This is a genomic window from Desulfobotulus sp. (assembly GCF_034006065.1).
Lineage (GTDB): Bacteria > Desulfobacterota > Desulfobacteria > Desulfobacterales > ASO4-4 > Desulfobotulus.
In genome coordinates this window covers 18,934-30,869 of sequence record NZ_JAVETM010000041.1, presented here as the reverse complement: position 1 = coordinate 30,869, position 11,936 = coordinate 18,934, and the positions used below count along the sequence as shown (strand labels likewise).

Annotated in this window: 11 protein-coding genes; 5 read left to right on the top strand and 6 right to left on the bottom strand. The window is 57.0% G+C overall.

What is annotated here, in order from left to right; all coding sequences use genetic code 11:
- Nucleotides 1-323 precede the first annotated feature (323 nt).
- Nucleotides 324-1,268 carry a glycyl-radical enzyme activating protein gene (locus tag RBR60_RS13490; protein WP_320357656.1) on the bottom strand — a complete coding sequence of 315 codons (945 nt, stop codon included), beginning with the start codon at nucleotides 1,266-1,268 and terminating at the stop codon, nucleotides 324-326.
- Nucleotides 1,265-3,718, bottom strand: coding sequence for a pyruvate formate lyase family protein (locus RBR60_RS13485; protein WP_320357654.1), 2,454 nt, complete (start codon nucleotides 3,716-3,718; stop codon nucleotides 1,265-1,267). Before RBR60_RS13485 ends, RBR60_RS13490 begins: the two co-directional genes overlap by 4 nt.
- A 164-nt stretch (nucleotides 3,719-3,882) precedes the next feature.
- Here RBR60_RS13485 and RBR60_RS13480 point away from each other — a divergent pair, with 164 nt between their 5' ends.
- Nucleotides 3,883-4,695, top strand: a complete 813-nt coding sequence (locus tag RBR60_RS13480) for a FadR/GntR family transcriptional regulator (RefSeq protein WP_320357652.1) — start codon at nucleotides 3,883-3,885, stop codon at nucleotides 4,693-4,695.
- 60 nt (nucleotides 4,696-4,755) lie between these two features.
- Here the strand turns inward: RBR60_RS13480 and RBR60_RS13475 are convergent, their stop codons facing one another.
- Genes RBR60_RS13475 through RBR60_RS13460 form a run of 4 tightly spaced genes read right to left on the bottom strand, consistent with a single transcriptional unit; the run spans nucleotide 4,756 to nucleotide 8,609 of the window.
- On the bottom strand, nucleotides 4,756-5,556 hold the full coding sequence (locus RBR60_RS13475) for an ABC transporter ATP-binding protein (protein ID WP_320357650.1): 801 nt from the start codon (nucleotides 5,554-5,556) through the stop codon (nucleotides 4,756-4,758).
- Nucleotides 5,553-6,443 (bottom strand): ABC transporter permease subunit, encoded by an 891-nt coding sequence (locus tag RBR60_RS13470; protein WP_320357648.1) that lies wholly within the window; start codon nucleotides 6,441-6,443, stop codon nucleotides 5,553-5,555. Before RBR60_RS13470 ends, RBR60_RS13475 begins: the two co-directional genes overlap by 4 nt.
- Before the next feature lie 3 nt (nucleotides 6,444-6,446).
- Entirely contained in the window at nucleotides 6,447-7,436 is a 990-nt protein-coding gene (locus tag RBR60_RS13465) for an ABC transporter substrate-binding protein (protein ID WP_320357646.1), read from the bottom strand.
- Nucleotides 7,437-7,460: 24 nt separating this feature from the next.
- Nucleotides 7,461-8,609 carry a C45 family peptidase gene (locus tag RBR60_RS13460; protein WP_320357644.1) on the bottom strand — a complete coding sequence of 383 codons (1,149 nt, stop codon included), beginning with the start codon at nucleotides 8,607-8,609 and terminating at the stop codon, nucleotides 7,461-7,463.
- A 161-nt stretch (nucleotides 8,610-8,770) separates the two neighbouring features.
- Between RBR60_RS13460 and RBR60_RS13455 the strand changes: the two genes are divergently transcribed.
- The 4 genes from RBR60_RS13455 to RBR60_RS13445 all read left to right on the top strand — a co-directional run bounded on the left by RBR60_RS13455 (nucleotide 8,771) and on the right by RBR60_RS13445 (nucleotide 11,797).
- Entirely contained in the window at nucleotides 8,771-9,994 is a 1,224-nt protein-coding gene (locus RBR60_RS13455) for a MerR family transcriptional regulator (RefSeq protein ID WP_320357642.1), read from the top strand.
- Between the two features lie 73 nt (nucleotides 9,995-10,067).
- Nucleotides 10,068-10,949: an alpha/beta hydrolase gene (locus tag RBR60_RS13450; protein WP_320357640.1), complete on the top strand. Its 882-nt coding sequence runs from the start codon at nucleotides 10,068-10,070 to the stop codon at nucleotides 10,947-10,949.
- Nucleotides 10,950-10,967: 18 nt separating this feature from the next.
- The gene (locus RBR60_RS16840) at nucleotides 10,968-11,294 is read left to right on the top strand and encodes a DUF1016 N-terminal domain-containing protein (RefSeq protein WP_413815469.1); all 327 of its coding nucleotides are present in this window, start codon (nucleotides 10,968-10,970) and stop codon (nucleotides 11,292-11,294) included.
- A 137-nt stretch (nucleotides 11,295-11,431) separates the two neighbouring features.
- The gene (locus RBR60_RS13445) at nucleotides 11,432-11,797 is read left to right on the top strand and encodes an SH3 domain-containing protein (RefSeq protein ID WP_320357638.1); all 366 of its coding nucleotides are present in this window, start codon (nucleotides 11,432-11,434) and stop codon (nucleotides 11,795-11,797) included.
- The last annotated feature ends 139 nt before the right edge of the window (nucleotides 11,798-11,936 follow it).

The window sequence follows — 11,936 nt, the reverse complement described above, 5'->3', positions numbered from 1 at the left end:
GTGCATGACGGAATTTCTATAGCACAGGTTTTCAATAGCAGGACATTTTTTAATCGTTGATTATCTTTTTCATTTTTTAAGATTTACCTGTAAAATCATGCGTCAGTCTTTTTTGCTGAATAGTTACGGGGATTAAGAATGGGGACGTGGGCTCCAGGATGGATACCGTCGTCTGATTACAGCAAAAAAACGAGACTTTTAACGCCTCCTGATGAGGCATGCAAGCTTAAATACTGCCTTGAAAATTAGATCCACTATACAAGGCGATATGAACCAAGTGTCTATCTTGCAAAAATTCTTCAGTCGCAAACAACTACTTGCGATTAGTCAAACGCCATCCCCTGAAAATCCTCCTCTCCCGGCCCGTACACCCGGATTCCACGGGCTTCAAACAGAGAGGCGGCCCGCCTGAGATCCTGAGTATCCGGTGTCCGGAAGGTCTGCGGCGACTGGGACATGCCCTCAAACCAGCGCCGTTTGCTGATGCCATGATCGTGGTAGGGCAGAAGGGTCAACCAGCGGATGCCGAGACCTTCAAGAAAAAGCGCCCAGGCCTTGAGATTCTCCGCGTCATCGGTGGCCCCCGGAACCAGGGGAAGCCGTGGCCAGACCCAAGGCCCCTTTCCTGAAACCATGGCCCGAGCGGCTTCCTTCAGGCTGACCCTGACCGGCTCACTGGCCGTACCGCACCAGTGTTTATGCAAAGCACTGTCGTGGATTTTCACGTCAAAGAGCAGAAGATCCAGATGCCCCATCAGATCCTGCATGGCAGGATGCCTGCTGTCGTACATGCCGCAGCTTTCCATGGCCAGATGAATGCCTTCTTCCTTGAGACGTTCCGCAAGGCCCGCAAGAAAGCCGGGAAAAAGCCCGGCCTCCCCTCCGGAAAAGGTCACCCCGCCGCCCGTTGCCTCAAAATTGGGATATTCAGGACGCAGACAGGCGAGAAGCTCCGCTTCCGAACAGGCTTCACCCACAAGGATAAGGGCCTCTGACGGGCAAACCCGCACACAGGCCATGCAGGAGGTGCAGGCCCTCGCGTCCCGCCTTTCCGGAAGCAGAAGGCCTGCGGGACAGACCGTCCTGCACTGTCCGCAGCCAATGCAGCGGTGGGACCGAAAGGCGATTTCCGCCTCAGGCTTCCAGGATTCGGGATTCTGGCACCAGGCACAGCGCAGGGGGCAGCCCTTGAAAAAGAGGGTGGTGCGGATGCCGGGGCCGTCGTGGATACAGCCATGCTGCACCGAAAACACAAGGGGCGTTTTCATGCTGGCTCCTTTCCGTGGAGGGTTCGTTCGATGACCTCATCCTGCACTTCCGGAGCCAGATCCTGAAAATAGGCGCAGTACCCCGCAATGCGCACCAGAAGGCCGGGGTGGCGTTCCGGATGACGCCTGGCCTCCAGCAGGGTGTCGGCATCCAGCACATTGAGCTGCACCTGCATTCCGCCCTGGGTGACAAGATAGGAGCGCAGCAGACCCGCCAGCAGTTTTTCCCCGGCAGCGCCCTTCACAAAGGGGGTTCCCAGCCGGAGATTGAGGGCTCCTCCGTTGGCCCAGGCCGAGGTATCCAGCGAGGCGGCGGAACGCAGAAGGGCCGTGGGGCCCATGCGGTCGGCCCCTGTGGCAGGGGAAAAACCGTTGGCCAGGGGCTGGCCCGCCCTGCGGCCCGAAGCCGAGGCGCCTGTCCATCGGCCAAAGGCCGTATGGCAGGTCATGGAATACATGCCCGCAAGGAAGGTTCCGCCCCGGCTGTTTCGGTGGCGCGTCACCGCAGTGGTGAAAATGTCCGCCACACGCTGAAACATGGCATCAGCTTCGGGATCCCCATTGCCGTATTTCGGGCAGCGGGTGGCAAGGCGCAGACGCAGGGCCTCTTCTCCCCTGAAATCCCGTTTCAGAATGTCCACAAGCCCGGCAAGGCTAAGGCGTTTTTCCGTGAACACCACCTGACGGATGGCGCTGAGGGCATCCGCCACATCCGCAAGACCCACAGCCTGATAGGACGTAAAGTCATAAAACGCCCCGCCCCAGGTGACATCCCGTCCCTTTTCCATGCACCCTGCGGTGAGCAGGGAATTGAGGGGAGCGGAACGATGCGCCCGGTTCGCCCTTTCCAGAAGCGTCGTCTGCCGCACCGCATCCGCCACCATGGCCTCCACCTGACGGGTAAAGGCGCAGAGCAGATCCTCAAGGCTTTCCAGGGTCTCGGGCGGCGGGGTCTTCACGGCCCAGGAGGCGAACAGGGACCGGCCAAAGGGCTTACCAACGTTGAGGGCCAGTTCCAGACAGGCGGGCAGGCTGAACAGCCCTGCATCCGAAGAATGGTAGGTTCTTCCGGGGCTTCCCAGCTCCACGCAGCCGATCACCCCGTAGTCCCGCGCATGGGCGAGAGACATGCCCGCCCCCGTGAGGGCCTTCACCACAGCGGCATCCCCGAAAAAGGCGGGATTGCCGCAGCCAGCGCCAATGAGGGCCGTGCATTTTTCAAGAAACCATGCCGGTGTGCTCCCGTGTATCCGCACATGGAGGTTGGGTTCCCTCGTGCGGATCTTTAAAAAAGCATCCAGAAACAGACCGGAAAGAAGCTGGGTCGCATCCCTGCCCTCGCTGTCCGTACCGCCCAGGGTAATCCCCTGCCCCACGGTGTTGCCGCTGAAGTAGGCATCCATCCTCCGGGAAAAAAGGGGAATGGTCTCGCAGGCCTTGAGCTGAAAAGAGGCGATGAGCCGGACGGCGTTTTCCCTGTCCAGACGGCCTTCGGCCATGTCCTTTTCGAAAAGGGGAAAAAGAATCTGATCCAGCCTGCCAAAGGAAAGCCCCTGCTCGTAGTCTTCCAGATTGAGGGCCACATGGACGATCCAGCAGGCCTGAAGCCCCTCCTGAAGGGTTCGGGCCGGATGCCAGGGCACCTGGGCAAGGCTTGTGGCCAAGCCTGAAAGACGTGCCTTTTCCCGGCCCTCCGCAGTTTCCGCAAGGCGAAGGGCTTCCCGCTCCAGATTGGCCGCCATCTTCCGGATGCCTCCCAAAAGAATGCGCACGGACTGGTAAAAGGCCCGCTGATCCGCATCCAGCGCGAGGCCCTCCGGCGTGCAGCCTTCCTCCAGAATTTTCCGGGCCCGCGCATCCACGGTGTGAAGCCCCCTTGTCACCACAAGGCCATAGTCCGGAATCTGGTGGGAAACCCCTGCGATTTCCGTGAGAATCGTGCTTCTTGCACCCAGAACCCGCGTCCAGAGGGTGGAGAGGCGGGAAAGACGTCCAAAGGCCTTCCATCCCGTGCTCCAGGTAAAGGTGATGCCTGCCATCCCCAACAGAAAAACCTTTTCGGAAAAGAACAGCTTCAGGGGCACGGGCCGTTTTTCAAGGCGGAAAAGATCTTCCAGAATGTGGGAGGAACCGCCCTCCGGATAGTAATTGGCCGCGATCCTTTTGGAGCTCATGTTCCCGGCAATGGCTTCTTCCGGATAGATCCGGGCCTTTCTTTCCCCCAGAATGAAGGCCAGCGTCTCCGCACGCCGTACCAAGGGATGGCGCTTTCTGGAAAAAAACCCGGAAAACCTTGCCCGCAACATGAGCTTTGGCCTTTCAAGGCAGATGCTGCACGGGGTTTCCATGAGGGTTCTGCGAATCGCCGCAAGGGCGGTCTCCTCCATGGTAAAGGGCTGGCGACAGTCTGAGGCTGGAGAAAGGGGAATTCTGGATGGGTTTTCTGTCATGGGGCCTCCCAGGAAAAAGGTTTTTGGTAATACCAATTATGCTTTTAAAAAGCTGAAATCAAGTTATTTATGATTTTTGGTATTTCCACAATAAGAAAAACCGCTGAAACGCCGATGCAAAAACCCAAAATTCTGCTACAAGGCTTCCCAGAGGGAGGCTTCACATGACAGACAGACGCGCAGACATTGTTTTTAAGGCCCTGCAAAGGGACATTCTTTCGGGGATTTATCCGGAAAAGACCCGTCTTCCATCGGAAAGGGTGCTGGGGGAGATGCATGGGGTCAGCCGCATCACCATCCGGGATGCCATTTCCCGGCTGGTGCAGCTCGGCCTTGTGGAAAAACAGCCCCAGAGCGGCATCTATGTGCGGCGCTTTAAAAGCGAGGCCTCGCTGGATCTGCTCATCCACCTCATGCAGACCGAAGGGGGGCTGGATACGGACACCCTCCTGTCCCTGCTGGAATTCCGGCGTCTCGCTGCGGTTTTCATTGTCCGCAAGGCAGCAAGGAATCCGGATCGTACCGGGCTTCTGCGCTTACAAACCCTGCTGGAGGAAACAGAGGCCTCCCTTGCACAAGGGAGGGAGGCGGAAAAAAAAGGGGCCGCTGAAGCAACGCCCCAACAGCCCCTTTCCCTTTTTGATAGTAAAACGCCTCCGGCCTGGGTGCAGACCCTGGCGGAGGCGGATTTTTCCTTTCATGCGGGCATTGTCGCCATGACGGACAACATGGTGGCCCAGCTTCTTTTCAATTCCTTCAAACCGGCGTACCGGCATTACAGCCTTTTTTTCTACGCACTTCCCGGAGCTGCGGAAACGGCCCTGCAAAACCACAGGGAACTTCTCGCCGCCCTGTCCGCAGGGGACGAAGACTATGCGGCCTGGAAAATGGAGCAGACCCTCACCTATGCGGAAAACCGGGTCAAGGATGCCCTGAGGGAACAGGCTTCCTCCGGAAAAGCGCCTTTTCCACAGTGATACTGGGCACTTCCAGCTGATGCAAGGCTTCAGGGGACGGCGACTTTTTGTACTCTTGGGTCATACTTCCCCTCCCCGCGTCAGGAGCAGGGCATCGGAAGCCGTGGCCCCAAGCTCGCTGAAGCGCTTCACCAGCCCCTCCACCGTAAGCCCCGCCTTTTCCTCTCCTCCCACATCCAGCACGATGCGGCCCCTGTCCATCATGAGAAGCCTGCTCCCGTAACGGATGGCATGGGCCATGTTGTGGGTCACCATGAGGGTGGTAAAGCCGTAATCCCCCACAAAAATCCGGGTAAGATCCATCACTCTCTCGGCGTTTCTGGGGTCAAGGGCTGCGGTGTGCTCATCCAGAAGAATAAGGGGCGGCCTTGAAAGCACCATCATCAGCAGGGTGAGGGCCTGACGCTGGCCTCCGGAAAGAAGCCCCACATTGTCCTTCATCCTGTCTTCAAGGCCCATGTCCAGATGGGCAAGGTGATTCCGGAAAGTCTCCCGCTGTTTTTTATTCAGGCTGATGCGAAGCCCCCGGAACCCCTTTTTGGCGGCAATCATAAGATTGTCCTCCACCGTCATGGTGGCTGCCGTGCCTGCGAGGGGATCCTGAAAAATCCTGCCCACATACTGGGCGCGCCGGTATTCGGGAAGCTTTGTCATGTCTCTCCCGTTGATGAAAACCCGGCCCGCATCCGCAAAAATCTTTCCGGAAATGAGATTGAGAAGGGTGGATTTTCCAGCTCCGTTGGAGCCGATCACCGTGACAAACTCCCCTTCGCCCACCTCCAGATTCAGGCCCTGAAACACCGTATGGGCATCTGGGCTTCCCGGATGAAAAGTTTTGACGATACCCTCAAGACGTATCATGAAAAAAGCCCTCCCCTGCCCTTTTTCCCCCTTCGGGTCAGCACAAGGGCAAAAATGATGAGAAGGCCGGAGATGAGTTTAAGGTCACTGGGGGTCATGTGGATGGCATAGCCATAATACCGGCCAAAGTACAGAATGGCCTTGTAGAGAATGGCCCCCAGCACCACCCGCAGGGTGAGCACCCAGATGCGGTTGGAGGGAATGAGAAACTCGCCGATCATCACCGCCGCCAGACCAAACACCACCATGCCAAGGCCCAAGTTCACGTCGGAAAAACCCTGATACTGGGCGGCCAGCGCTCCGGAAAAGGCCACAAGGGCATTGGAAATGCCCACGCCGATCACCTTGTAGGTGGCGGGGTTCACCCCTGCGGCCAGCACCATCTGCTCATTGTTGCCCAGCGCCCCGAACACAAGGCCCATGTCCGTGAGAAAGAAAAGATCCAGAAGCACCTTGATGCCCAGCACCAGCACAATGAAAAAGCCCAGCAGCACCCAGGCCGGATCGAGACCGGGAAAGGCCTGGGTAACTTGCGTCAGCAGGGTTTCCTGTCGCACCAGAGGCAGGTTGGCCCGGTTGCCCATGATGCGGATATTGATGGAGTAGAGCATGGTCATGGTGAGAATTCCCGCCAGCAGATGGGGCACCCGCAGGCGGTTGTGGATCTCCGCCGTGACCGCACCCGCCAGCCAGCCGGAAACAAGGGCCAGGGTCAGGCCCCAGAAAATCCCGGCTCCGCTGGTAATACAGGCCGCCATCACCGCAGCACCCAGGGGAAAGGAGCCGTCCACCGTCAGATCCGGAAAATTCAGGATCCGGAAGGTGAAAAACACGCCCAGGGCCATGATGCCGTAAATGAGCCCCTCCACAAAAATGCCTTCAATCATGGCCTACCGAGCCTCTGTAAGTGCGCCGTTTTCAATGCGGGTATTGGCCTTTTCCAGAAGATCCGGAGGAATCGTGAGGCCCAGCTGCCCTGCCACATCCAGATTCACCAGAAGATCCATGTCCGCAGCTTCTGTCATGTAGCGCGTGGGAATCTCCGCCGTGGGTTTTCCGGAAAGCACTTCCGCCGCCAGACGGCCCGTGGCCACCCCCATGCGGTAATAATCAAAACCCCAGGCCGCCAGCACCGGGATGTCCCGTGCAGAGCTGGGATCCGCCGTCACCAGAGGGATCTTATGACGCATGCACACCTCGGACACCGCAGGCAGGGCCGCGAACACCGTGTTGTCATTGCTGAGATAAACCCCGTCCACCCGGCGGATGATGGTCTGGATGGCCTGCTTCACCTCAGCACTGCTCGCCACCGTGCTTTCCACAAACTCAATGCCCCTTTCCTCGCAGACCTTACGGGCGATCTGGGCAAGGCGCACGGCATTGGATTCTCCGCTGGCGTAAATGTGGCCCAGCCTTTTGATGGGCTTGATACGCAGAAGAAAATCAATCTGCTCCGCCACGGGCGTCATGTCCGAATATCCCGTCACATTGGCTCCGCCCTTGTCGTAGGAATCCACAAGCCCGGCATCCACAGGATCCGTGACCGCACAGTAGATCACCGGCTGATCCTTCAGAAGATTCACCAGGGCCTGGGCCGTGGGCGTGGCAATGCCTACGGCAAGATCCACCTGCTGGGCCTTGAACTTCTGGGCAATGGAAGCGGCGGTGGAAAGATCGCCGTTGGCATTCTGCAAATCAAAAACAGCCTCCGGCCAGCTTTCCCGCACCCCGTCCTGCACCCCCTTTTCCAGGGCATCCAGGGCCGGATGGGCCACAATCTTGGAAATGCCGATCCTTACCCTTTTTGTATCCGCAAGGCCTACCCCCGCCATCATAACCAAAGAAGCCGCCAGCATCAGCGCCACACCCCATTTTTTCATTGCCCTCTTTTCCTTTCCCTATGTTCAAAAAAGATCCTTAAGATCCACATCCGTCCAGTCCTGATACCCCGGCACCTTCACCCAGAGCAGGCGTTCTCCCGGTACAGCCACCACCTGATACACGGTACGGATACCGCCCTCCTGGGGCCAGGTGGCTCCGCCCTTATCCATGGGGATGTCCAGAAGTGCCTTCATGCTTTCCGCGTTAAGCCCGCCCTTCATCTTCTCCCCCAGACTCAGAAGATTTTCCCGTCTGAGGGGCGACTCAAAGCCCGTATTCGCCTGAAGCATCAATCCCCAGGAAGGATCGGCAAAATGGTTGGTGGCCACCAGCAGCCCCTCCCGGTCCGCAGCCCTGCGCCGGAGATCAAAGGGTGCCCACTCGTAGGCAAAGGCCTCGCGGCTGTCCGCCACGTTGATGATAAAGGCGAACTCCGGCCGGGTGGTGTGAAAGGCCGCATCCAGCTCCCCGAGGGTGGCGTAATCCATGAGAAAGGCCATCAGATTGACGATGGCGGGAATGCGGTTGGTAAAGGTCAGCCCCCCGCCCGAGGGCAGGCCGTTGTTCAGCTCCAGAAAAAGGCCGTCCGCATTCATGCCCGTGGTCATGTACATCACCCCCGCAAAGGTGACCATGGCCGCAGGAATGCCCGAATCCGGATGCCAGACGCTCACGGCCAGCTTTTGGGCAAAACCCGTGTAGGAATCAAACCAGTCGTAGTTCCGGCCCGCCACCAGAGGCCCGCCCGCTGTGTGCGCTCCCCAGGCGAAAATCCCGGAGCAGCCCGTTATCACGCCAAAATATTCCATGGCGTTAAGCCGCAAATGTTGCTTCAAAGAAAGCCCGGATGTCTCGGCCATGCCTTCCAGAATGTCTTTGAAACGGCGGGGATAGAACCGGAAAAGGGCTTCTGCCATCTCATCCATGACGACTTCGGAAAGGCTCTTTTTCTTCATAAAATAGGTTTCAACGGCCTCCTGGTACAGAGCCTTCAGTTCTTTTGAAAGAAGCGCTCCGTACTGCCGCCCCATCTGCCGGAAAGAGCCGTGCAGATCCACCACCGGCACCTTCCCGGACTGATAAAGGGTGCCTCCCTCAAAACGCGCAAGGGGGCCGGTCATACCGGCCTTTTCCGAAGCCCCTGCGCCCCCGGTCATACCCATCATAACCATGATGCCTCCGAAAACCCCAGAAAGAATATTCGCACGCTGCCTCCCTCCCCATACCGGATAATCCGCCTGAAAAAAACCTTTCCACCTTAACTTTTTTCCCTTGACCTGTCTAAAGGTTCATAGGCTACCTTTTCTTTCAGAAACAAGATGGGAGGCCTTTCATGTATCGCGTATCAGACATCACCCGCCGCCTTGGCATTGCCCGCTCCACCCTGCTCTATTACCAGAGAATCGGCCTGGTTTCACCGGCAAGGGATGAACAAAACGGCTACCGCATCTATTCGGAAAGCGATCTGGAGCGCCTTGTCACCCTCCGCTGCCTCCAGAGGGCGGGCTTTTCCCTGGCCCAGTGCCGGAAATGCCTCGAAGGAAAGATGGATGCCGCCATGCTCCGGGAGCAGCTTCTTGTCATTGAAAGGGAAATTCTCCACCTGAAAACCGCTGGAAGTGTGCTGCGCGCCCTCTGCCACAGGGCGGAAGGAAAGGCTCCGCCCGAGACACCGGGAAATGATCCTCTGAAACTCTGGCACGCGACCTTTGAAAAACAGTCTCCCCAGGCCCACCTGAAATGGCTTCAGGCCCTGGGCTTTTCCGAAACAACCGCAACGCAGATTCGCTGCGTTTCACGAAACATGGAAAATCATGAGGTCTATATGGAAGACTTTTTTAAGGTATTTGAAACCATGAAACGACAGGGTCCCGGCAGCAGGCAGGCCACCCTCAACGCTTTCCGGAAAATCGAAAACAGTGCTGCCATTGGCAATATTCTTGAGATCGGCTGCGGCAAAGGAGAAGCGGCCCTTACCTTGGCCGGGGTAAGTGAAGCCCGGATTACAGCCGTGGACAATCATGGGCCTTTTCTCGATGCCCTTAAAAGAAAGTTTACGGAAAAAAATTTATCCCACCGCATCCAGCCCCTTGTGGCTTCCATGCTGAATCTGCCCTTTGAAGACCAAAGCTTTGATCTCATCTGGTGTGAGGGAGCCGCCTACATCATGGGGTTTGAAAAGGCACTTGCCACATGGAAAAAATTCCTCATTCCGGAAGGTCATCTCTTTGTCAGTGATGCCATCTGGCTCACGGACACCCCTTCTGCCCCATGCAAGGAACTCTGGGATGTGGAGTATCCCGACATGCGCCGCCTTAAAGACCGGTGTCTTCAGGCGGAAAAGGCCGGATACCGGGTTGTGGACGCTTCCCTCCTGCCCCGGCAGGACTGGCAGGATTTCTACGATGACATGGAAAAAGTCCTCTTTGATCTGGAAGATTCCCTTGGGGAAAGACCCGCCTTTCAGGATTTGAAAGAGGAAATCGCCATGAACCGGCAGTACGGCGATGAATACGGCTATGCCTGCCTGCTGCTTCAAAAAAGCCCCCTTGCCTGAGCGTCCTCTGAGGCGTAAAAAAAGGGCCGAAACGCGCTTTACCCCTGAAATCCCACAAAAAGGAAAACAGAGCATGAAACCTGCATCCGTAAAAACCTTAACCTGCTGGCTTTTTCTTCTCCTTTTCATCGTCTCGGCCAGCCCGGCCGCAGCCCAGTGGCCCCGGATGACGCCCTCCAAAGACGGTGTGCCCATTTCCTATGAGGTGTACGGAAATGGAGAGCCCACCCTGGTTTTTGTCCACGGATGGAGCTGTGATGCCCGCTACTGGCAGAAACAGATTGACCATTTTTCAAAAAAGAACCGCATGGTGCTTCTGGATCTGGCAGGCCACGGTCACTCAGGTATGGGCCGGAGCCAATATACCATGAAGGCCTTTGGGGAAGATGTGAAGGCTGTGGTGGAAGCGGTGGGAAGCAAAGAGGTAATCCTCATCGGCCATTCCATGGGCGGGCCCGTCATCGCCGAGGCGGCACGCCTCATGCCCGGCCGTGTACTGGGACTCATTGGCGTGGACACCTTTGGCAACGTGGCCTATCCCCTCACCCCTGAAATCGTGACCGGGATGGTCAGTCCGCTGGAAGAGGATTTTCAGGCCGGAAGTCGTCAGTTTGTTACGCCCATGTTGGTTCCCGACACCCCGGCCCCGCTCCGGGAATGGATTCTCAGCGACATGGCTGCCGCCCCTCCCGCCGTGGCCCTAAGTGCCTTAAAGGACATGATGGGGCTTTTCATTACCGGGGAGTCCGCCGCCATCTTCAAGGAAGTCCGCCTTCCCGTCATGGCCGTCAATGCGGACCTCTGGCCCATTGATGTTGAAAATAACCGTAAGCACATGGCTTCCTTTGAGGCCACCATCATCAAAGGGGCCGACCATTTTCTCATGCTGGCAAGGCCTGAGGTCTTCAATCCCGCTCTGGAAGAAGCCGTGGGGAAAATAGTGAAGAGAAAATAGGCAGCAAGCAGGAGGGGCATGGGGACTTGCAGGATATTGTTTCCCGCTTCCATGCCCGCAATCCCGAAACCGATACCAACCGTACGCAAAAATGGCTTATGGTGTCCCGTGTCGAGGATGATGCAGTTTACTGAGGTTTTTCAAGACTTCAAGATTGTGTCACCACTGGTATCACAATTGAGCTGGACGCATTTTACCATTTTGATGCCCCTGCAAAGCAGTGAGGCCCGGTGGTTTTACGCCAGACAGGCAATCGAAGGTAAATGGAGCAAACGGGAACTGCAACGCCAGATTGAGCGCAAGGCCTGCCCCTACGAATGGCTTTTACGACCCTCTTTTGTGTAGGGGCACCCTTTACGGGTGCTAAGCGAATATGCATAAAATCAGATTATATAATTTCCATGGTGTACTGCTGAGCAAAAGCCGGGGCAGCAATCAGACTCCGTGCCACCGTATCAATCCCTAGCCCAAAGGAAGCGAAGATGGAAACCAGACAGTACCTTGTCATTCAAGACCACACCAGCGAATTTCCCGAACCCATTACCTTTAAAAAAGGCGCTCCGCTCACCGTGGGTGAAAAATATGAAGGTCCGGAGGGCTGGGAAAACTGGATATTCTGTGAATCGCCTGGACAAAAAGGGGGCTGGGTTCCGGCACAGATTATCGAGATCATCACAGACAAGACCGCCCGTGCCCGTGAAGACTACACGGCAAGGGAGCTGGATGTGCAAAAAGGGGAGTTAGTGATTGGCACAAGAGTCCTCAACGGCTGGGTTTGGTGCGAAAAATCAGGTAGTTCCGAATCCGGCTGGGTGCCGCTTGAAAACCTGCAGGAGGCACCTTCGTGAATCTCAGCAGCAGGCTGCCCACACGCCCGTTCGTACCCAAACGGCGGCGGCTTTCCTTTGCACCGCAGAGGCTTATCCATCATCGAACAGAAAACCAGAATAAAGAAAAATCCATAAGCCTGCTGCATGGAAGCACGGC